Source organism: Streptomyces calvus, from assembly GCF_006782915.1.
Lineage (GTDB): Bacteria > Actinomycetota > Actinomycetes > Streptomycetales > Streptomycetaceae > Streptomyces > Streptomyces calvus.
On the sequence record NZ_VCNP01000010.1, the window covers coordinates 326,288 to 346,488 of the forward strand.

The 20,201-nt window shown below is 73.6% G+C and carries 17 protein-coding genes; 13 read left to right on the forward strand and 4 right to left on the reverse strand.

Going from position 1 to position 20,201, the window contains the following annotated elements; translation table 11 throughout:
• Nucleotides 1-18: 18 nt before the first annotated feature.
• The 6 genes from FGW31_RS05740 to FGW31_RS35500 all read left to right on the forward strand — a co-directional run bounded on the left by FGW31_RS05740 (nucleotide 19) and on the right by FGW31_RS35500 (nucleotide 6,075).
• Complete coding sequence (locus tag FGW31_RS05740) at nucleotides 19-942, forward strand: hypothetical protein (protein WP_142192235.1); 924 nt, start codon at nucleotides 19-21, stop codon at nucleotides 940-942.
• A gap of 151 nt (nucleotides 943-1,093) precedes the next feature.
• On the forward strand, nucleotides 1,094-1,933 hold the full coding sequence (locus tag FGW31_RS05745) for a TIM barrel protein (protein WP_142192236.1): 840 nt from the start codon (nucleotides 1,094-1,096) through the stop codon (nucleotides 1,931-1,933).
• A gap of 32 nt (nucleotides 1,934-1,965) precedes the next feature.
• Complete coding sequence (locus FGW31_RS05750) at nucleotides 1,966-2,859, forward strand: 2-hydroxy-3-oxopropionate reductase (RefSeq protein WP_142192237.1); 894 nt, start codon at nucleotides 1,966-1,968, stop codon at nucleotides 2,857-2,859.
• A gap of 187 nt (nucleotides 2,860-3,046) precedes the next feature.
• Nucleotides 3,047-4,504 carry a catalase gene (locus FGW31_RS05755; protein ID WP_142192238.1) on the forward strand — a complete coding sequence of 486 codons (1,458 nt, stop codon included), beginning with the start codon at nucleotides 3,047-3,049 and terminating at the stop codon, nucleotides 4,502-4,504.
• Between the two features lie 342 nt (nucleotides 4,505-4,846).
• Nucleotides 4,847-5,083 (forward strand): hypothetical protein, encoded by a 237-nt coding sequence (locus FGW31_RS05760; protein ID WP_142192239.1) that lies wholly within the window; start codon nucleotides 4,847-4,849, stop codon nucleotides 5,081-5,083.
• Nucleotides 5,084-5,244: 161 nt separating this feature from the next.
• Nucleotides 5,245-6,075 (forward strand): TIGR04222 domain-containing membrane protein, encoded by an 831-nt coding sequence (locus tag FGW31_RS35500; RefSeq protein ID WP_233452400.1) that lies wholly within the window; start codon nucleotides 5,245-5,247, stop codon nucleotides 6,073-6,075.
• 61 nt (nucleotides 6,076-6,136) lie between these two features.
• On the opposite strand, the gene gcl is transcribed toward FGW31_RS35500, so the two are convergent.
• On the reverse strand, nucleotides 6,137-7,921 hold the full coding sequence (gene gcl, locus FGW31_RS05775) for a glyoxylate carboligase (protein WP_142192240.1): 1,785 nt from the start codon (nucleotides 7,919-7,921) through the stop codon (nucleotides 6,137-6,139).
• Between the two features lie 257 nt (nucleotides 7,922-8,178).
• Between gcl and FGW31_RS05780 the strand changes: the two genes are divergently transcribed.
• Together FGW31_RS05780 and FGW31_RS05785 are read left to right on the forward strand one after the other, a co-directional pair.
• Nucleotides 8,179-8,844 (forward strand): hypothetical protein, encoded by a 666-nt coding sequence (locus tag FGW31_RS05780; protein ID WP_142192241.1) that lies wholly within the window; start codon nucleotides 8,179-8,181, stop codon nucleotides 8,842-8,844.
• 42 nt (nucleotides 8,845-8,886) lie between these two features.
• Nucleotides 8,887-9,351, forward strand: coding sequence for a GNAT family N-acetyltransferase (locus tag FGW31_RS05785; protein WP_142192242.1), 465 nt, complete (start codon nucleotides 8,887-8,889; stop codon nucleotides 9,349-9,351).
• 94 nt (nucleotides 9,352-9,445) lie between these two features.
• On the opposite strand, the gene FGW31_RS05790 is transcribed toward FGW31_RS05785, so the two are convergent.
• Both FGW31_RS05790 and FGW31_RS05795 read right to left on the reverse strand, forming a co-directional pair.
• Entirely contained in the window at nucleotides 9,446-11,038 is a 1,593-nt protein-coding gene (locus tag FGW31_RS05790; RefSeq protein ID WP_142192243.1) for an AMP-binding protein, read from the reverse strand.
• Nucleotides 11,035-12,708: an AMP-binding protein gene (locus FGW31_RS05795; RefSeq protein ID WP_142192244.1), complete on the reverse strand. Its 1,674-nt coding sequence runs from the start codon at nucleotides 12,706-12,708 to the stop codon at nucleotides 11,035-11,037. The genes FGW31_RS05790 and FGW31_RS05795 overlap by 4 nt, the downstream gene beginning before the upstream one ends.
• 141 nt (nucleotides 12,709-12,849) lie before the next feature.
• Between FGW31_RS05795 and FGW31_RS05800 the strand changes: the two genes are divergently transcribed.
• From FGW31_RS05800 to FGW31_RS05810, 3 genes are all read left to right on the forward strand, one after another.
• Nucleotides 12,850-13,707: a response regulator transcription factor gene (locus tag FGW31_RS05800; RefSeq protein WP_142192373.1), complete on the forward strand. Its 858-nt coding sequence runs from the start codon at nucleotides 12,850-12,852 to the stop codon at nucleotides 13,705-13,707.
• Nucleotides 13,708-13,863: 156 nt separating this feature from the next.
• Nucleotides 13,864-16,674 (forward strand): helix-turn-helix transcriptional regulator, encoded by a 2,811-nt coding sequence (locus FGW31_RS05805; RefSeq protein ID WP_142192245.1) that lies wholly within the window; start codon nucleotides 13,864-13,866, stop codon nucleotides 16,672-16,674.
• A gap of 200 nt (nucleotides 16,675-16,874) precedes the next feature.
• Nucleotides 16,875-17,666, forward strand: coding sequence for a S1 family peptidase (locus tag FGW31_RS05810; RefSeq protein WP_142192246.1), 792 nt, complete (start codon nucleotides 16,875-16,877; stop codon nucleotides 17,664-17,666).
• Nucleotides 17,667-17,987: 321 nt separating this feature from the next.
• Here the strand turns inward: FGW31_RS05810 and FGW31_RS05815 are convergent, their stop codons facing one another.
• On the reverse strand, nucleotides 17,988-19,109 hold the full coding sequence (locus FGW31_RS05815) for a winged helix DNA-binding domain-containing protein (protein WP_142192247.1): 1,122 nt from the start codon (nucleotides 19,107-19,109) through the stop codon (nucleotides 17,988-17,990).
• Nucleotides 19,110-19,612: 503 nt separating this feature from the next.
• Here FGW31_RS05815 and FGW31_RS05820 point away from each other — a divergent pair.
• The gene (locus FGW31_RS05820; RefSeq protein WP_142192248.1) at nucleotides 19,613-19,972 is read left to right on the forward strand and encodes a hypothetical protein; all 360 of its coding nucleotides are present in this window, start codon (nucleotides 19,613-19,615) and stop codon (nucleotides 19,970-19,972) included.
• Between the two features lie 38 nt (nucleotides 19,973-20,010).
• Complete coding sequence (locus tag FGW31_RS34925) at nucleotides 20,011-20,181, forward strand: hypothetical protein (protein WP_167530004.1); 171 nt, start codon at nucleotides 20,011-20,013, stop codon at nucleotides 20,179-20,181.
• The last annotated feature ends 20 nt before the right edge of the window (nucleotides 20,182-20,201 follow it).

Below are 20,201 nucleotides of genomic sequence, written 5' to 3' on the forward strand. Positions count from 1 at the left end.
ACACCGAGGAGCAGGACCATGACCAACCCGAGCACCCGGGTGCGCGGCGCCGGCGCACCCGCCCGCCGCACCCTGGCCGCCGCCGCCCGCGCGGCGGCCAAGCGCACCGAACGTCCGCGGCGCACGGCCTCCGGCGGCGGCGCGTCGGCCGACGCGCCGCCGCCGGAGGCGCTGTCCGGGCGCACGGTGGTGATCGAGCCCGCGGACGGCTGGGACGACCCGCCCGAGCCGTCCTCCGGGAGCGACGCGGAGAACCCCGAGGACGGGCGCGAGGAGAGTGTCCGGGGCGGGCGGAAGGAGAGCCTTGAAGCCGGGGCGGCGGACACCGCGGACGCCGCGGAGGTGCGCGAGGCCGGCGACCCCGACACGTTTGAGGCGTCCGAGGCGTCCGGTAACCCCGACGGGTCGGCCGGCTCCCGGCCGGAGCGGGCCGGGCGGTCGCGGCGCGGGCTGTATGCCGCGCTCCTGGCGCTGCTGCTGGTCGCCGGGCTGGTCGCGGTGGCCGTGCTCGGTCTGCGGTACCTGGACGCCGGGCGGGCCGACGCGGCGCGGGACGAGGCGCTGGCGGCCGCGCGGAAGGCGGCGCCGGTGGTGCTGTCGTACGACCACCGTCACCTGGACCGGGACTTCGCCCGCGCGCTGTCCCATCTGACCGGCGACTTCCGCGAGGAGTACCGCCGGACCACGAAGACCGTGGTGGCCCCGACCGCGAAGAAGTACAAGGGCACGGTGCAGGCGACGGTGGTGGAGCCGCCGGGCGGCGGCGCTCCCGCCGCGTCCGTGGTGTCCGCCGCGCCGGACCGGGTCGTGGTGCTGCTCTTCGTCAACCAGGTCACCGAGAGCACCCAGGTCACCGGCCCGCGTCTGGATCTGAACCGGGTCAGGATGACGCTCAGCCGCACGTCACAGGGGTGGAAGGTGAGTGCCGTCGACGCACTCTGACCGATCCTCCCGTCCTTGCGCCCCCGCGCCCCCGCGCGGGGGCGCTTTTTTGCGAGCGCTCTTGACAGCCCCTTCCCCTCACGGGCAATCTTCCAGTACGCAGAATTCAACTTCCGCAATACGAAATAATAACTGGGAGGAGCGCGGACCGATGGGATTCGCCGACCAGCGCTTCAACGTCAACCTGTCGATCCTCTTCACGGAACTCCCGCTCCTGGAGCGCCCGGCGGCCGCCGCCGCGGCCGGCTTCACCGCGGTCGAGCTGTGGTGGCCCTGGATCGACTCGCCCACCCCCGCGCAGGCCGAACTCGACGCACTGCGGGCCGCGATCGAGAACGCGGGAGTACGGCTCACCGGCCTGAACTTCTACGCCGGGCAGCTGCCGGGCCCCGACCGCGGCGCGCTGTCCGTCCCCGGTGAGGAGTCGGAGCGGTTCCGCGCCAACGTCGACGTGGCCGCCGACTTCGCCGGATCCCTCGGCTGCACGGCCCTCAACGCCCTGTACGGCAACCGGATCGAGGGCGTGGACCCGGCCGAGCAGGACGCGCTCGCGCTGGAGAACCTCACCCTGGCGGCCCGCGCCGCCGACCGGATCGGCGCGGTCCTGCTGGTCGAGGCGCTGAACGCGCCCGAGTCGCCCCGCTACCCGCTGGTCTCCGCGCCGGCCGCCGTGGGCGTCGTGGACAAGGTCAACGCGGCGACCGGGCTGGACAACGCCCGGTTCCTGATGGACCTGTACCACCTGGCCATGAACGGCGAGGACCTGCCGCGGGTCATCGAGCGCTTCGCCGCGCAGACCGGCCACGTGCAGATCGCCGACAGTCCCGGCCGCGGCGCCCCGGGCACCGGTTCGCTGCCGCTGGAGGACCTGCTCGACCGGCTGCGCGAGGCCGGATACGAGGGCTGGGTCGGCCTGGAGTACAAGCCGGGCGACCGTCCGAGCGCCGAGTCCTTCGACTGGCTGCCCCGCGAGGCCCGCGCCGCCCGCTGATCACCACCCCCGCACCGAGAGGCACCCTCACCATGAGCAACAACCTCCCCACGATCGCCTGGATCGGCCTCGGCATCATGGGCTCGCCCATGTCCGAGAACCTGATCAAGGCGGGTTACGACGTCACCGGCTACACCCTGGAGCGGGAGAAGCTGGACCGGCTGGCCGCCGCCGGCGGCACCGCCGCCCCGTCCGTCGCCGAGGCGGTGCGCGACGCGGACGTGGTCATCACCATGGTCCCGGCGTCCCCGCAGGTCGAGGCGATCGCGTACGGCCCCGACGGCATCCTGGAGAACGCCCGGTCCGGCGCCCTGCTGATCGACATGTCCTCCATCACCCCGCAGACCTCGATCGACCTCGCGGCCGCCGCGAAGGACAAGGGCATCCGGGTGCTCGACGCCCCGGTGTCGGGCGGTGAGGCCGGTGCCGTCGAGGCCGTGCTGTCCATCATGGTCGGCGGTGAGCAGGCCGACTTCGACGAGGCCCGGCCGGTCTTCGAGGCGCTGGGCAGGACGATCGTGCTGTGCGGCCCGCACGGCTCCGGACAGACCGTGAAGGCCGCCAACCAGCTGATCGTCGCCGTGAACATCCAGGCGTGCGCCGAGGCCGTGGTCTTCCTGGAGAAGTCCGGCGTGGACCTGGCGGCGGCCCTGGACGTGCTGAACGGCGGCCTGGCCGGCTCGACGGTACTGACCCGCAAGAAGGACAACTTCCTGAACCGGGACTTCGCGCCGGGCTTCCGCATCGACCTGCACCACAAGGACATGGGCATCGTCACCGACGCCGCCCGCACCGTCGGCGCGGCGCTGCCCGTCGGCGCCGTGGTCGCACAGCTGGTCGCGAGCCTGCGCGCGCAGGGCGACGGCGGCCTGGACCACTCCGCGCTGCTGCGCGCGGTCGAGCGCCTGTCCGGCGCACAGGTCTGAGCCCCGTACCGCCGAAGACCTCCGGGCGGCGCCGCCGCCGACACCTGTCCTGTCGCGCCCAAGGCGCCGGCGCCGCCCGGAACTCCACCCACCACTTCAACAAACTGTTGACGCTTCGACCGCCACAAACCTAGGCTCCACGAAGCGGAATCAGGTTTCCGCTGCCCCCTCGCACGGAAGGTCCACGATGTCGAAGCGCGTGCTCACCACCGAGTCCGGCGCCCCGGTCGCCGACAACCAGAACTCCGCCACCGCCGGCGCCGGCGGCCCGCTGCTGCTCCAGGACCAGCACCTGCTGGAGAAGCTCGCGCGCTTCAACCGCGAGCGCATCCCGGAGCGCGTGGTGCACGCCCGCGGCTCCGGCGCGTACGGCCACTTCGAGGTCACCGACGACGTCACCGGCTTCACCCACGCCGACTTCCTGGACACCGTCGGCAAGCGCACCGAGGTGTTCGTGCGCTTCTCCACCGTGGCGGACTCGCTCGGCGGCGCGGACGCGGTGCGCGACCCGCGCGGCTTCGCGGTCAAGTTCTATACGCAGGAGGGCAATTACGACCTCGTCGGGAACAACACCCCGGTGTTCTTCGTCAAGGACCCGATCAAGTTCCCGGACTTCATCCACTCGCAGAAGCGCGACCCGTTCACGGGCCGTCAGGAGCCGGACAACGTCTGGGACTTCTGGGCGCACTCGCCCGAGGCCACCCACCAGGTGACCTGGCTGATGGGCGACCGCGGCATCCCCGCGTCCTACCGGCACATGAACGGCTACGGCTCGCACACCTACCAGTGGACGAACAGCGACGGCGAGGCCTTCTTCGTCAAGTACCACTTCAAGACGAACCAGGGCATCCGCTGCCTGTCCACCGAGCAGGCGCAGGAAATCGCCGGCCAGGACCCCGCCTCCCACCAGACGGACCTGCTCCAGGCGATCGAGCGGGGCGTGCACCCGTCCTGGACGCTGTACGTGCAGATCATGCCGGTGGCCGAGGCGGCGGACTACCGCTTCAACCCGTTCGACGTGACCAAGGTGTGGCCGCACGCCGACCACCCGCTGCGCCGCGTGGGCCGGCTGGTCCTCGACCGCAACCCGGACAACGTCTTCGCCGAGGTCGAGCAGGCCGCGTTCTCCCCGAACAACTTCGTGCCCGGCATCGGCCCGTCGCCCGACAAGATGCTTCAGGGCCGGCTGTTCGCCTACGCGGACGCCCACCGCTACCGCCTGGGCGTCAACCACACCCGGCTCGCCGTGAACGCCCCGCGGGCGACGACCGCCGAGAACTACGGCCGGGACGGCTTCATGGCGTCCAACCCGCAGGGCCGCCGCGCCAGGAACTACGAGCCGAACTCCTACGACGGCCCCGTCGAGACCGGCCGTCCGCTGTCGGCCCCGCTGGCCGTGTCCGGGCACACCGGCACCCACGAGGCCCCGCGGCACACCAAGGACGACGACTTCTTCCAGGCCGGCGAGCTGTACCGGCTGATGTCGGCGGAGGAGAAGTCCCGCCTGATCGCGAACATCGCCGGCGGCCTGTCCCAGGTCGGCCGCGACGACGTGATCGAGAAGAACCTCGCGCACTTCCACGCCGCCGACCCCGAGTACGGCCGGCGCGTGCAGGAGGCGGTCCACGCCCTGCGCGAGGACTGAGCCGGACGACTCGCGTACGGCCCCCGACGGGAGGTCGGGGCCGTGCGCGCAGCCCGCGGCGACCGCGTACGGCCCGGATGAGGGGTGGCCGTACGGACACCGCGGGCGGGGCAAGGGCACCGCGGCGGCGTGCGAGCCAGTGCGGTGGTGAAGGCCGCGGCAGGTCCTCCTTCGACCTGAGGGGAGGCGCGCCGCGGGCCGTCGCGGCCGCCGCGGTCCCGAGCCCCACCCTCACGGCAGCCCCTCGGCCACCGGGCGGCGCCCGGATGCGGACGGTCCCGCATCCGGGCGCTTTGCGGTGTCCGGGGTGCGGATCCGCCGCGCGCGCAGCAGCCTGGGGGCATGGCACATCCCACGGAGCATCCGCACATCGTGGTGCACTCCCCGGCCCTGGACGGCTCCCGGCGGGTCACCTCCGGCGACGAGACGCTGGGCATCGCCACGCATGCCGACGACGTGAGCGAGATCCTGCGGCTGGCCGACCTGTACGTGACCGACCTGGAGGCGACCGACCTCATCGAGTGGCAGGGCGGCGGTCCCGACGACTGGCCGGGACTGTCCGAGCACCACGGGACCTGAGCGCCGGTACGGCATCGGCCGTACGCCGGCTACGGCACCCTCAAATGATGCTCAGAACGTGGCCCCGGAGGCTTCGACCACCCCCGGCGGCGGGCACACTCCTCGCACACGGGGCCCGCCGGCACGGGGGCGGCGGGCTCCGGACCAGGGGGTGCCATGCCATGAACGGCAGCACGGGCGTCCGGGGGACGCCGCACGAGCTGGCCCTGCTGGGCGGCGGTCCGCGGGCCGCGGTCACGGTCGCCGTGGTCGCGCTGCACCTGCGCGGTGCGGTCGAGGCGGGCGCTCCGGGAACGCTGCAGGCGGTCGACGGCGACGCGGCACGCGCCCTGCCCGTACTGCCGCCACCGGGCGTACCGCTGGACACGGCGGTGACGGACGGGGCGGTAACGAACGGGCAGCTGCATGATGGGCAGGAGGCGCAGGGGCCGGCGACCGACGGGCCGGTGGCGGACGGGACGGTGGCGGACGCGCCGGTGACCGTCGGGCGGGTGGCGGACGGGCTCGTCGCGGGCGGGACCGGGCCGGCGGGGCCCGTGGACGGCGAGCTGAGGGCGCGGTACCTGGAGAGCGCCGTGTACGCCTGCCTCGCCGAGCCGTCCGGCATACGGGAGTTGGTGCGGCACCCGGACGTCCGCTGGGCGCTGGCCGAGGTACGGGTCGGGCTCGCGGAGGCCGGGATGCTGCGCTATCCGCTGCGGCTCGGGCCGACCGCGGCGGCCCGCCGCCGGCTGCGGGTGCTGCGCACGGCGTTCCCGGTGCCCGCGAACCGGCGCGGCCTGTCCGACCGCGACAGACTGCTCGCCGTCGCGCTGCACGGCGAGGCCGCCCTGCGGGTGCTCGTGCCGCGCTTCGCCCTGCGGGCGGGGCTGACCGACCGGGTGCGGATCACGGAGAAGGACATGCTCCGCCACTGGCCCCGCGGCGGCAGCGGCGGGGCCGGGCACACGTACTGCGGCGGCGGCGGATGCGGAGGCGGCGGTTCGGAGTGAGTACGGGCCGGGACGCCGCGGGGGGGGGGGGGGGCCCCCCCCTCGACCGTCCTCGCCGGCGTCAGGCCTTCAGCGTCCTGATCGACGTCGGGGCGTGCGCCGGCTCCGTCGCCAGTTCCTCGAACTCCACGACGTTGCCGATGTCGTTGGTCGTCGACATGGAGATGTTGGTGACGCGCTCCAGGATCGCCTCCACCACGACCGGCACCCGGAACTCGGCCGCGAGCTGCTTGGCCCGCTCCAGGGCCGCGCCCAGCTCGCCGGGGTCGGTCACCCGGATCGCCTTGCAGCCCAGGCCCTCGGCGACCTTCACGTGGTCGACGCCGTACACGCCGAGTTCGGGGGTGTTGATGTTCTCGAACTCCAGCTTGACCTGGAAGTCGATGTCGAACGCGCGCTGCGCCTGCCGGATCAGGCCCAGATAGGCGTTGTTGACCAGGACGTGGACGTAGGGGATCTTGTGCTGCGCGCCGACGGCCAGCTCCTCGATCATGAACTGGAAGTCGTAGTCGCCGGAGAGGGCGACGACCTGCGCGCCGGGGTCCGCCTTGGCCACGCCGAGCGCGGCGGGGACGGTCCAGCCGAGCGGGCCGGCCTGGCCGCAGTTGATCCAGTGGCGCGGCCGGTAGACGTGCAGCATCTGCGCGCCGGCGATCTGCGACAGGCCGATGGTGGAGACGTACCGGGTCTCGGGGCCGAACGCCTTGTTCATCTCCTCGTAGACCCGCTGCGGCTTGATCGGCACGTCGTCGAAGTGGGTACGGCGCTGGAGCGTGGCCCGCTTCTCCTGCGCGGCGGCGGCCCAGGCGGAGCGGTCCGGCAGCGTCCCCTCGGCCTTCATCTCCTTGGCGGCCTCGACGAACAGCTCCAGCGCGGCGCGCGCGTCGGAGGCGATGCCGTAGTCCGGGGCGAAGATCCGGCCGATCTGGGTGGGTTCGATGTCGACGTGGACGAACGTGCGCCCGGCCGTGTAGACGTCGAGCCGGCCGGTGTGGCGGTTGGCCCAGCGGTTGCCGATGCCGAGGACGAAGTCCGACTCCAGGAACGTGGCGTTGCCGTAGCGGTGCGAGGTCTGCAGGCCGACCATGCCGGCGTTGAGTTCGTGGTCGTCGGGCAGGACGCCCCAGCCCATCAGCGTCGGCACCACCGGGGTGCCGGTCAACTCGGCGAACTGGACGAGCAGTTCGGCGGCGTCCGCGTTGATGACGCCGCCGCCCGCGACGATCAGCGGGCGTTCGGCGGCGTTGAGCATGCCGATCGCCTTCTCGATCTGGGCGCGGGAGGCGGCCGGCTTGTAGACCGGGAGCGGCTCGTAGGTGTCCGGGTCGAACTCGATCTCCGTCAGCTGCACGTCGATCGGCAGGTCGATCAGGACGGGGCCGGGGCGGCCGGAGCGCATCAGGTGGAAGGCCTGCTGGAAGACGCCGGGGACCTGCGCGGCCTCCAGGACGGTGACCGCCATCTTGGTGACGGGTGCGGCGATGGAGGCGATGTCGACGGCCTGGAAGTCCTCCTTGTGGATCACGGCGGTCGGGGCCTGGCCGGTGATGCAGAGGATCGGGATCGAGTCGCCGGTCGCGGAGTACAGCCCGGTGATCATGTCGGTGCCGGCCGGTCCCGAGGTGCCGATGCAGACGCCGATGTTGCCCGCGTGGGTGCGGGTGTAGCCCTCGGCCATGTGCGAGGCACCCTCCACATGACGGGCGAGGGTGTGGGTGATGCCGCCGGACGCCTTGAGGGCCGCGTAGAAGGGGTTGATCGCCGCGCCGGGGACACCGAACACGTCGGTGACGCCCTCCCGCTTGAGGATCTCAACTGCCGCGCGGGCAGCGGTCATTCGAGCCATCGAGTACTCCTGCTTCGGCTGTCGGATTCGCACTCCCGTCGCGCCCCGCGGTGAGCTTCTTCCGTATGATGGAAATTAAGTTCTACTATCTGGAATAAATGTAGGTCGGGTCGCCGAGGCCCGTCAAGAGAGGCCACCGAGGCCGGCACGAGACCGAGGCCGCCCGCATGAGTCGGTGCGGCCAAGTGCCGGACACACGGCGGGCATCCGGAGGACGATGGGAGCACCCGCAAGCCGTCTCGTCCGGGAGTGGGCCCATGCCCGAGAGCCTGCCGGTGCGCTGCCCGGCCTGCCGTCGCGCGCACCGCTACACGGCACCGTCGTACCCGTGCGCCTGCGGCGCGCCGGTGACCTGGCGGCTGGACCCGGACGGGGTGCCCGGCCCGGTCGAGCACCGCTCCTGGCAGGAGGAGTGGGTCACCGTGCGGTGCGGCGGCTGCGGGCTGCGCGGCCAGTGGCCCCGGCCGGAACTGGGCTGCCCCTGCGGCACGGTGCTGCGGATCCCGTTGGCCGGTCCGCGGGACACGGCGCCGGCCGGACGGTCCGCGCGGGCGCGCCCCGTCACCCTCCGCACCGCGCGGGACGCGGTCACGGCCGCCGTGCGGTATCTGCGCCGGCTCGGCCACGAGGACGTACGCCGCGCCGATCAGCGGCCCCCGTCCGCGATCGCACTGGCCGGCCGGGGCGTGCTCGCCCACGTCGACCCCTCGGCGCGCCCGGCGACCGCGCGGGACGTGGAGTGCCTGTGGCTGGCGGCGATGACGGAGTCCGCCGCGTGCCTGTACGTCTCCCTCGCCGGATACGCCGACGAGGCCCGGGCCCGCGCGGACGCCCTGGGCGTCCCGCTGTTCCTGCTCGACCCCACCGGCACCCCGCGCCCGGTGAACCCTCCGGCCGAGGCGCTGGACGCCGATCGAACCTGAAAACCCGCCGGGCCGCGCCCGCGCGGACGCCACACTGTCGGGATGGCGATCAGACTGGCGGACGAGCAGGACGTGCCCGGGTTCCTCGGCCTGGCGGCCGAGGTCGAGGAGTGGTTCGGCCCGATGGTCGGGGAACCCGGCTTCCACGCGGCGCTGCGCGGGCACATCGCGGACTCCAGGGCGCTGGTCGCCCCGTCGGCGGCGCCCGGTCTCCTCGGCGGGCTGCTCTTCGGCGGCCGGGCGCCGACGTATCACGTGCACTGGCTCGTCGTGGCGCGCCGGACGCGCGGGACGGGCGTCGGCCGGGCGCTGATGGAGGAGGCGGTGCGCCGGTGGGTGCACGGGCCGGGCGTGATCGAGGTGGTCACCTTCGGTGCCGACCACCCCGGTGCCGTCGTCGGCGGCGCCCGCGTCTTCTACGAACGCCTCGGCTTCACGCCCGCCGAGGCCGCCGCCCCGGGCCCGGAGGGCGGCTCACGGCAGGTCTTCCGGCGGACCGTCGACTGACCGCCGGGGCCCCGGGCCGCGGCGGGGCGGCTGCCGCACTCGCCGCCCCGGGGAGGCGTCCCCGTCCCGGCCGCGCGCACCTCGGCCAGGGCCCTCACCCGGCCGCGTACCGCTCCCGCAGTTCCACCTTGCGCACCTTCCCGGAGACCGTCATCGGGAAGGTGTCGAGGAGTTCCAGCCGGCTCGGGATCTTGTAGTGGGCTAGCCGGTCCGCGCAGAAGGCGCGCAGCTCCTCCAGGGTGATCGGGTCGGCCGGGTCGCGCGGGACGACACAGGCGAGCACCTCCTCGCCGTACCGCTCGTGCGCCACCCCGACGACCTGGACGTCCGCGATCCTCGGGTGGGTGTGGAGGAACTCCTCGACCTCGCGCGGGTAGATGTTCTCCCCACCGCGGATGATCATGTCCTTGATGCGGCCGACGATCTCCACGTACCCGTCGTCGCGCATCACCGCGAGGTCCCCGGTGTGCATCCAGCGGCCCGCGTCGATCGCCTCGGCGGTCTTCTCCGGCTCGTTCCAGTAGCCCAGCATCACGCTGTAGCCGCGGGTGCACAGCTCGCCCGCGGTGCCGCGCGGCACGGTCGCGCCGGTCGCCGGGTCGACGACCTTGACCTCGATGTGCGGCAGCACCCGGCCGACGGTGCCGGTGCGGTGCTCCAGGTCGTCGTCCTGCCGGGTCTGCAGCGACACCGGCGACGTCTCGGTCATGCCGTAGCAGATGGAGACCTGCTCCATGTGCATCTCCGCGACCACCCGCTTCATCACCTCCACCGGGCACGGCGAGCCCGCCATGATGCCGGTGCGCAGGGAGGACAGGTCGTAGGAGGCGAAGTCGGGGAGGTTCAGCTCCGCGATGAACATGGTCGGGACGCCGTACAGGGAGGTGCACCGCTCCTGCTCGACCGCGCGCAGCGTGGCGGCCGGGTCGAACGACGCGGCCGGGATGACCATGCAGGCGCCGTGCGAGGTGGCCGCCAGATTGCCCATGACCATGCCGAAGCAGTGGTAGAAGGGCACGGGGATGCACACCCGGTCCTGCTCGCTGTAGGCGATCGTCTCCCCCACGAAGAACCCGTTGTTGAGGATGTTGTGGTGGGAGAGGGTGGCGCCCTTCGGGAAGCCGGTGGTGCCCGACGTGTACTGGATGTTGATCGGGTCGTCGCAGGACAGCTCCGGGAACGGCACCGGGGTGCCGCCCGCCACCAGCGCCTCCCAGCTCGGGTCGCCGATGTACACCGTCTCGCGCAGCGCCGGGCACTCGCCGCGCACCTGCTCGACCATCGCCCGGTAGTCGCTCGTCCGGTGGCGGAGGGAGGCGACGAGCAGGGAGACGCCGGCCTGCCGCAGGACGTAGGCGACCTCGTGGGTGCGGTAGGCCGGGTTGATGTTCACCATGACGGCGCCGATGCGGGCGGTGGCGTACTGCACGAGCACCCACTCCGGGCAGTTGACCGCCCAGATCCCGACCCGGTCGCCCTTCGTGACGCCCTTCGCGAGCATGCCGTGGGCCACCGCGTCGACGGCCGCGCCGAACTCGGCGTAGGTCCAGCGCCGTCCGGACGGCACGTCGACCAGGGCCTCGCGGTCGGGCCAGGCGGCGACCGCCCGGTCGAGATCGGCGCCGATGGTGTCGCCGAGCAGCGGGGTCGTGCCCGTGCCGTGGCTGTACGACAGGAGTGCGCTCACCGGAAGTCCTCCTCGCGGTACTCGTCGGCGGAGCCCGCCGCCGTGGCCTCGCGCAGTTCGATGCGGCGGATCTTGCCGGAGACCGTCTTGGGCAGCTCGCCGAACTCCAGGCGGCGGATGCGCTTGTAGGGGGCGAGCACCTCGCGGGAGTGCTCGAAGAGCACCTTCGCGGTGTCCGGGCCCGGCTGCCAGCCCTCCGCCAGCACGACGTACGCCTTGGGCACGGCCAGGCGCAGCTCGTCCGGTGCGGGCACGACCGCCGCCTCGGCGACCGCCTCGTGCTCCAGCAGCGCGCTCTCCAGCTCGAACGGGCTGATCTTGTAGTCGGACGCCTTGAAGACGTCGTCCGCGCGGCCCACGTAGGTGATGTAGCCGTCCTCGTCCCGGGAGCCGATGTCGCCGGTGCGGTAGTAGCCGCCGGCCATCACCTCGGCGGTGCGGTCCGGGTCGCCGTGGTAGCCGGTCATCAGGCCCACCGGGCGGTCGGCGAGGGCGATCGCGATCTCGCCCTCGGTGGCGCCGGGCGCGCCGGAGACGGGGTCGAGCAGTTCGATGCGGTAGCCGGGGCTGGGCCGGCCCATGGAGCCGGTCTTGAGGACCTGGCCGGGGCTGTTGGAGACCTGCACGGCGGTCTCGGTCTGGCCGAAGCCGTCCCGGATGGTCACCCCCCACGCGCGCCGCACCTGCTCGATGACCTCGGGGTTCAGCGGCTCTCCCGCGGCGACGACCTCGCGGGGCGGGGTGCGCAGCTGGGTCAGGTCGGCCTGGATGAGCATGCGCCACACGGTCGGCGGGGCGCAGAAGGTGGTGACGCCGGCCTTGTCCATCTCGGTCATCAGCCGGGGCGCGTCGAAGCGCGTGTAGTTGTGCAGGAAGACGGTGGCCTCGGCGTTCCACGGCGCGAACAGGTTGGACCATGCGTGCTTGGCCCAGCCGGGCGAGGAGATGTTCAGGTGCACGTCACCGGGTTTCAGGCCGATCCAGTACATGGTCGCCAGATGCCCGATCGGGTACGAGGTGTGGGTGTGCTCCACCAGCTTGGGCCGGGCGGTGGTGCCCGAGGTGAAGTACAGCATCAGCGGGTCGTCGGCGTAGGTGGGGCCGTCGGGCGTGAAGTGCTCGGCGGCGGCGTGGGAGTCCGCGTAGGGCAGCCAGCCGTCACCGGCGCCCTCCCCCACCGCGATGCGGGTGTAGTCGCCGGGCACCTCCGCGAACTTCGCGGTGTCGGCGGCGCGCACGACCACGTGCCGGACGCGGCCCCGGTCGACGCGGTCGCGCAGGTCGGCCGGGCCGAGCAGCGGGGTGGCCGGGATGACCACGGCGCGCAGCTTCATCGCGGCCAGCGCCGTCTCCCACAGCTCGGCCTGGTTGCCGAGCATGACCAGCACCCGGTCCTCGGCGCCCACGCCGCGCTGCCGCAGCCAGTTGGCGACCTGGTCGGAGCGGCGGGCCAGCGCGGCGAAGGACAGCCGGGTCCCGGAGCCGTCCTCCTCGACGAGGTGCAGCGCGGTGCGGTCGTTGCCGTCCGCGATCGCGTCGAACCAGTCGAGTGCCCAGTTGAACCGCTCGGGCCGGGGCCAGGTGAAGTCCCGGTAGGCGGTGGCGTAGTCCTCGCGGTGTTCCAGCAGGAAGTCCCGGGCCCTGCGGAACTGATCGGTCGCCGTCGTCATCTGTCCTCCTCGGTGCCGGACCATTGCCGGGCGGCTCATCCTCATCGTGTAATCCGTGATGCGCGTCTCACTACCCCCGAACGGGGGTGTGCGCCCGCGCGGAGGTCGTGGTGAAGGGGCGAACAGGTGACAGCTGACCCGATGCGGACGGGCGACGCGGTGGAGATCCGGGGCGCGCTCGCGCGGCTGCGGCGCACGACCGGGCTGCCGGTCGCCTTCGGCGGACTGGTGGAGCCCGGGCGGCTCCAGGTACGCATCAGCGAGCTGAGCGGCACCGCGACCGCCGCACTGCGGGCGCTCGCGGTGACGCCGGGCAACGGCCTGGGCGGCAAGGCGGTGGCGCTGGCCCGGCCGTGCGCGGTGACGGACTACTCCGTCGCGCGGCACATCAGCCACGAGTACGACGTCCCCGTCGCCGCCGAGGGCCTGCGCGCCGTCGTCGCCGTCCCGGTGGTCGTACGGCGGCGGGTGCGGGCCGTGCTGTACGGCGCGCTGCGCGCGGCCCAGCCGCTGGGCGACCGCACGCTCGGCGAGGCGGTGCAGGCGGCGCGGGACGTGGAGCAGGCGCTGGTGGTGCGGGAGGAGGCGGCGGAGCTGCTGGCGGCGGCCCGGCCGCGGCCGGAGCGGCCCGGGACGGCGCCCGGGGCCGCCGAGGACGTCCCGGGGGCCGCACGGGAGCAGGTGCGGGAGGCGCACGCGGCGCTGCGGGCGCTGGCCCCGCGCATCGCCGACCCGGCGCTGCGGGCCGAGCTGCTCGACGCGTGCGCCCTGCTCACCGCCGGGGCCCAGGGCCCGGTCGCGGCGGTGCGGCTGGCGCCCCGGGAGGTGGACGTGCTCGCCTGTGTGGCGTCGGGGGCGACCAACGCGGTGGCCGCCGAGCGGCTGGGCGTGACGGCGGAGACCGTGAAGGCGTACCTGCGGTCGGCGATGCGGAAACTCGGGGTGCGGACCCGGGGGCAGGCGGTCGTCGCGGCCCGCCGGGCGGGGGGGTTGCCGTAGGTTTGCGGCGTTTTCCCCTGACCGTTCATTACCAGCGGTACGGTTTCCGATTTACCGTTGCCCCGCTCGCTGTAATTTGCCTCACTACACGGTCCGCCCGGAATTAAGGAACCCGTTGCCTAATATTGGCCAGGACACGCCACACGGAGGGGAGCGGTGACCGTGCGACGGGACTTCAAGGAGCCTGCCAGGAGCCGCCCCGACCTGGTCATCGGCCGGGAGGAGCTGTTCTCCGACGCCCGGGAGCAGCTCGCCCGCGGGGGCAGCGTGCTGCTCCACGGTCCTGCCGGAATAGGAAAGTCGACCGTGCTGCGGGCACTTGCGGCCGAAAACGCCGGTGCGGCGCGCACGGTGTTGCGCTGCTCGGCCACGGAGTCCGAATCGCATCTTCCGTTCCTCGCGCTGGCGGATCTGTTCGGCCTGGTCCTCGACGAGGTCTCCGCGCGGCTGCCCGCCGCCCAGCGCACCGCGCTGGAGTCGGCGCTCACCGGACGCGGCGAGTCCACGCTCCAGCGGGACGGTCTGGCACTGCGCCTCGCGGTGCTGTCCACGCTGCGCGCCCTGGCCGCCGAGGGGCCGGTCCTGGTCGTCGCCGACGATCTGCAGTGGCTCGACTCGGCCAGCGCCGAACTCCTCGGCTTCGCCGCCCGGCGGCTCGGCGACAGCCCGGTGCGGATGCTGTGCGCGGTGCGCACCGACGGCCAGGAGTACGACCGTCATCTGCGCGCCTGCCCGCCGGACACGGTCGCGGTGCGGCTCGGCCCGTTCTCCCGGACGCAGGTGTCCGCGCTCCTCGACCACCGCGGCTACACCGGACTGTCCCGCTCCACGGTCCGTGACATCCACCGCACCAGCGCCGGGAACCCGCTGTTCGCGCTGGAGCTGGGCCGGGCCCTGGCGGAGAGCCCCACCAGACCGAGGCCGGGCGAGCCGCTGCCGGTGCCGACCTCACTGCGGGCGCTGGTCCTCAGCCGCCTGGAGATGCTGTCGGACGAGGCGCGCCGCACCCTGCTGGTGGCCAGCGCGGGCGCCCGCCCCACCCTGGCGCTGCTGCACGCGGCCGGCCGGGACGACGCCGAGGCGGAGACCGCGCAGGCCGCCGCCCTCGGACTGCTGGCGACGGACGCGGAGGAATCGGCCGTGCGCTTCGCGCATCCGCTGATCTCCGCCGCCCTGTACGCGGAGGCCCCGGCGCAGGAGCGGCGGGCCGCGCACCTGGCGCTGTCCACGGCCGCCTCCGACCCCATCGAGCGGGCCCGGCACCTGGCGCTGGCCGCCACCGGCGCCGACCCGGAGGTGGCGACCCGGCTCGCCGAGGCCGCCGCGCTGGCCCGGGACCGGGGCGCGCCGTCGGTGGCGGCGTCGCTGGGGCTGCTCGCCGCCCGGCACACCCCGGCCGACGGCGAGCCGGGCCCGGACGAGCGGCGGTTGCAGGCCGCCGAGGACGCGATCACCGCGGGCGAGGTGGACCTGGCCCGGGACATCGCGCGCGAGGTGCTGACCCGGGCGACGGTGCCGGCCGAGCGGGTGCGGGCCTGGATGGTGGTCATCGAGGCGGCCGGGCAGGCGCTCGGCGAGGTCGACGCGGTGTTCCCGCAGGTGCTGGCCGACGCCGGCGACGACCCGCGGCTGCTCGCGCTGGTCCACTACCAGCTGGCCTGGCGCGAGGTGGTGGTGGACGGCGACTTCGCCAAGTCCCGCCAGGAGGCGGCGCACGCGGCGGAACTGGCCGCCCGGGCCGGGGACCGGCGCACCGAACTGCTGGCGCTCGCCTTCCAGTCGTCCACCGAGACCCTGATGGGCCACCCGGACGCGCCGGCCACCATCCGGCGGGCGCTGCAGGAGCCGCAGGACCCGGACGTGGCCTGCCACCACAACGGGGCCGCCGCGTCGAGGTTCCGGTGGCTGCTCATGAGCGACCAGCTGCCGGAGGCCCGTACGGCCATCACCGCGCTGCTGCGGGAGGCGCGGCGGCGCGGCATGGTCGAGAGCGAGGTGCACTACTCGCGTCTGCTCGCCGACACCGAACTGCGCGTCGGGCACTGCGGGCGGGCCCTGGACCTGGCCCGGGAGAGCCTGCGCCTGGCCCGGGACTCCGGGATCGGCGAGAGCGCCTCGGCGATGCTCGCCTCGCTCGCGGAGGCGTCGGGCGGGGACGTGGAGCGGGCGCTCGCGCTGGCCCGGGAGGCCGCGGACCACGCCGAGGTGGACGGCGACCAGTTGTACCTCTCCCTGGCGCTGGCCGCCCTCGGCTACGCCCAGTTGGTGTCCGGGGACGCGCAGGCCGCGGTCCGCTCGCTGCGCCGGGTGCGGGAGCTGGAGCAGTCGATGGGCATCAACGACCCGGCGCGCGGCCGCTGGCAGGGCGATCTCGCCGAGGCGCTGGTGCGCATCGGCGAGCCCGGTGAGGCGCAGGAGCTGATCAACCGGACGCGGGTGCACGCGGCGCGGCTGGACCGGGCGAGCGTGCTGGCGGTGCTCGACCGCGCGGAGGCGCTGGTGCGGGCGGCGCGCGGCGAACACCAGGCGGCGCTGGCGCAGTTGGCGTCCGCGCAGGAGCGGCTGGCCCGGCTCGGCTACGGGCTGGAGGAGGCGCGGGCGGCCTTCGCGCTGGCCCGGCTGCGCGCCCGGGGGACGACGCCGGCGGCGTACGACGAGGCGGCCCGGCTGTTCCGCCGCTGCCGCGCGCTGCCCTGGCTGCGCCAGGTCGACGAGGCCGTGGCGGCCGGTCCCGCGCAGGCGGAGGCCGTGCCCGCCGCCGCACCGGCCGTCCTGGACGGGCTGGCCTCGATGGAACGCCAGGTGGCCGCGCTGGTCATGGAGGGCGCCACCAACCGCGAGATCGCGGGCCGCCTGTTCATCAGCGTCAAGACGGTCGAGGCGACCCTCACCCGGGTGTACCGCAAGCTGGGGATCCGTTCGCGGGTCGACATCGTCCGACTGGCGGCGGGCCGCCGCACCAACTGACCTCAGGGCGGGGCGAGTACGGGGTCGACCGAGGGTTTTCCCTGTCCAACTCACCTAGGGGGTTCCCTCATTGGGAGGGTCAGGCCGCCGGTCGTAGCTTTCTCACGTGCCGCTCGCCGGGCACACGAGGGTCACCCCAGGCTCTCGTGCTCGACCCCCACCCCGTGCGAACCCCCACCGGCAATCCCGTGAGGAGACCCATGTTCGGGCTCACCCGTGCCAAGAAGGCCGCCGCCGTCGGCGTGGCCGCCGCCGCTGCCGCCGCCACCGCGCTGCTCGCCGCCCCCTCCGCCGTCGCCGCTCCGCAGCCCATCGTCGGCGGTACGACGACCACGGCCTCGGCGTACCCGTACGTCATGCAGATCACCGACGCCAACCAGAGCCAGTTCTGCGGCGGCACCCTGGTCTCTCCCACCAAGGTCGTCACGGCCGCGCACTGCATGGTCGGCGAGACCACCAGCAGCGTGCGCGTGGTCGGCGGCCGCACCTACCGCAACGGCACCGACGGCACCGTCGCCAGAGTCAGCCGCATATGGATCCACCCGGACTACTCGAGCGCCACCCGCGGCGACGACGTGGCGGTGCTGACGCTGTCGACGTCGATGCCGTACACGCCGGTCGGGTACGTCTCCTCGACGGACACCTCGGTGTACGCGGCCGGCACCACCGCCCGCATCCTCGGCTGGGGCACCACGTCGTCCGGCGGCAGCTCGTCCAACCAGCTGCGCACCGCGACCGTGCCGACCGTCTCGGACACCAGCTGCCGCACCTCCTACGGCTCCCGGTTCGTGCAGAGCGACATGGTGTGCGCCGGCTACACCTCCGGCGGGGTGGACACCTGCCAGGGCGACAGCGGCGGCCCGCTGATCATCGGCGGCCGCCTCGCCGGGATCACCTCCTGGGGCGACGGCTGCGCGGCGGCCGGCTACCCGGGCGTCTACACCCGGCTGACCACCTTCTCCTCCCAGGTCACCGCGCAGGTCAATTCGTAGCGCGGCCACGGCTTCCTGAGTGACCCTCAGGTAGCGAACCAGGGGGCGTTGCGGGCTTCCACGAGCAGCCCGCAACGCCCCCTCTCCATGTCCGCAGGGTCCGGCGGGATCCGCCGGGGGTCACCCGGGATCCGCCGGGGTCGCCGGGAACTGCTGGGCCGCCGGGGGTCGCCGGGATCTGCCGGGGGGCCGGGGTCGCCGGGATCCGCTGGGCGGCCGGGGTCGCCGGGATCTGCTGGGCGGCCGGGATCAGCCGAGGGGCCGTGATCCGCCGGGGGCCGGGATCTGCCAGGGAGGGCGCCGGGGTCTGCCGGGCGCGGCTCAGGCCGCCCGTACCGTCCCGAAGCGGATGTCGTGGCCCGTGCCCGGGTGCAGCACCCGCAGCATCCGCTCCGCCTCGGCGGTGACCTCCGCCCGCCGTGCCGCGTCGAGTCGGACGAACGGCTCGACGACGAGGACGTCTTCGTCCAGCCGCCACAGTCCCGCCAGGAACCCGTCGACCAGCAGGGCGCGGTGCGCAAGGTTGCCCTGCCAGGTACGGCCGCGGAACTCCGGCGGGACAACGCGGGTGCGGTCGGCGTGGGAGAGGAGCAGGTTGTCGAACTCCGGCAGGAAGCGCGGCGGGGCCGGGGTGTCGGGGTCGGGGCGGGGCGCGTCGGGCAGGTCGAACAGTTCGGTGCCGTTGTCGTCGCGGAAGGTGACCAGCCGGGGCCTCAGGCGTTCGAAGGTGTCGCGCAGCCGGGTCAGTCCGGCCCAGGTCTGCATGTCCTTCACGGAGGCCGGCCCGAACGCGGCGAGGTAGCGCAGCACGGTCCGGTCCGGCCGCGGCGCCGGTTCGGCGGGCCGGCCCAGCCAGTGCTCGGCGGTGGTGAGCACCACCTGACCGCTGCGGCCCCACAGCCCGCGCGGAGTGGTCTGCACCAGGGGCAGGGTGCAGCGGGCGGCGAGGGACAGTGCCTGCGGGTCGGCGTGCGGCCACTCCCGCAGCAGCGCCTCGCGCAGCTGCTTCATGGTGCGCGGCTCGGTCTCGACCAGGTGACGGGCGAGGGCGGCGAGCCGGTCCAGGTCGACGCCGGTGAGTCCCTTGCGGAACATGGCGAGCTCGCGGTCGAGGGCCGGCTGCGCCAGGGGACGCAGCGTGAGGCAGTCGTCGGCGGTGTGGGTGTGGACGGTGGAGCGCAGGGTGACGATACGGACCACCTCGCGGTCGGCCAGGGGCCGGGACAGCGCCTCGGGCGTGAAGCCGTCGAGGCGGGCGGCGAGCGCGTAGTAGGGCGGCTTGACGTTCTGCGCCTGGAGGCCGACCAGGTGGGCGACCGCGTCCCGGGCCGGCATCGGAGAGCGGCTCAGCAGCAGCTGCCGGGCGAGGGTGGCGCGGTTCAGCGCCTGGGTTCCGAGCACGGGGGCGGGGGCCGGCGCGGCACCGCGCTTCGTCTTGGTCATACCGGCACGCTAGCCGCCGTTGCGGCCGACTTCTGTCCGCAAGTCGGCGGGCGGTGCGGGGGCGGGACCGGCGCGGTGCGGTAGGTGGTGCGGTAGGTGGTGCGGGGCCGGGCGGGGCGGTAGGGACCGGGCGGGTGCGGTGGGGTGCAGTGCCGGGCCGTCCGCGCCGGGTCCGGGCGGGAGCGGGCCGTCGGGAAGACGGGGGCGGTCCGTCGGTGGGGCGGGGTGCGGTCGGTCGGTGGGGCGGGGTGCGGTCGGTCGGTCGGTCGGTCGGTCGGTCGGTCGGTCGGTCGGTAATAACGGGGAGCGTTCGCCGGGGAGACGGGTGCGGTCCGTCGGTAAAAGAAATACCGCGCACACCCATGTGACCACCTTCCCGAATACCTGCCCATATTCGGGACATCTCGCGCGGGCGAGTAACACTACGGCAGCCGGAAAACGCTGAGATGCACAGGGCCCGCAGTCCGCCCGCCCGAATACGCGAACGCTCAGATTGGATTCCCGTGAGCCATATCGACCCGAACCCCGGGCAGTACACCCACGACGACCGACCCCAGCCCGACCCGTACCGCCACGAGCGGCGCCGGTCGACCGCCCGGCGGACCGCGCTGACCGTGCAGACCGTCGCCGACGTCGCGGCGGGCGTACTGGTCCTGTGGATCGCGCTCCACCTGCTCGGCGCCAACGAGACGAATGTCTTCGTGGAATTCGTGCGCGATTCGGCGGACATTCTGTCCTGGTGGTCACAGGATATTTTCACCATGGACACAGAAGGGCTGCGCGTTCTCCTCAACAACGGTCTGCCCGCCGTCATTTATCTGGCGGTCGGCCACGGTCTCGCCGCACGGCTGAACCGCGCATGACCGTGCCCCGTACGAATCCCCCACGAAGGACCCACCCCGTGACTTCCTTTTCCTCCTCCGACGAGCAACTGCCCGTCTACGACAGCCTGGTGCGCGAGCGCGGCGACGTCGTGGCCGAGGCCCGCGAGGTGTCCGAGCGGACGCAGCACGAGGCCCGGCAGGCGCTGGACGGCGTCCTCGTCGGCCGGCCGCGCCCGGTGTCCCGCTGAGTCCGTACGGCCCGATTGCC

Excerpts from the sequence above, each read along its gene's own strand:
- FGW31_RS05760 (WP_142192239.1), top strand. The coding sequence starts at position 4,847 with ATGGCACATCCCACGGAGCATCCGCACATCGTGGTGCACTCCCCGGCC.
- FGW31_RS05745 (WP_142192236.1), top strand. The coding sequence starts at position 1,094 with ATGGGATTCGCCGACCAGCGCTTCAACGTCAACCTGTCGATCCTCTTC.
- FGW31_RS05785 (WP_142192242.1), top strand. The coding sequence starts at position 8,887 with ATGGCGATCAGACTGGCGGACGAGCAGGACGTGCCCGGGTTCCTCGGC.
- FGW31_RS05755 (WP_142192238.1), top strand. The coding sequence starts at position 3,047 with ATGTCGAAGCGCGTGCTCACCACCGAGTCCGGCGCCCCGGTCGCCGAC.
- FGW31_RS05800 (WP_142192373.1), top strand. The coding sequence starts at position 12,850 with ATGCGGACGGGCGACGCGGTGGAGATCCGGGGCGCGCTCGCGCGGCTG.
- FGW31_RS05740 (WP_142192235.1), top strand. The coding sequence starts at position 19 with ATGACCAACCCGAGCACCCGGGTGCGCGGCGCCGGCGCACCCGCCCGC.
- gcl (WP_142192240.1), bottom strand. The coding sequence starts at position 7,921 with ATGGCTCGAATGACCGCTGCCCGCGCGGCAGTTGAGATCCTCAAGCGG.
- FGW31_RS05750 (WP_142192237.1), top strand. The coding sequence starts at position 1,966 with ATGAGCAACAACCTCCCCACGATCGCCTGGATCGGCCTCGGCATCATG.
- FGW31_RS05795 (WP_142192244.1), bottom strand. The coding sequence starts at position 12,708 with ATGACGACGGCGACCGATCAGTTCCGCAGGGCCCGGGACTTCCTGCTG.
- FGW31_RS05810 (WP_142192246.1), top strand. The coding sequence starts at position 16,875 with ATGTTCGGGCTCACCCGTGCCAAGAAGGCCGCCGCCGTCGGCGTGGCC.
- FGW31_RS05815 (WP_142192247.1), bottom strand. The coding sequence starts at position 19,109 with ATGACCAAGACGAAGCGCGGTGCCGCGCCGGCCCCCGCCCCCGTGCTC.
- FGW31_RS35500 (WP_233452400.1), top strand. The coding sequence starts at position 5,245 with ATGAACGGCAGCACGGGCGTCCGGGGGACGCCGCACGAGCTGGCCCTG.
- FGW31_RS05780 (WP_142192241.1), top strand. The coding sequence starts at position 8,179 with ATGCCCGAGAGCCTGCCGGTGCGCTGCCCGGCCTGCCGTCGCGCGCAC.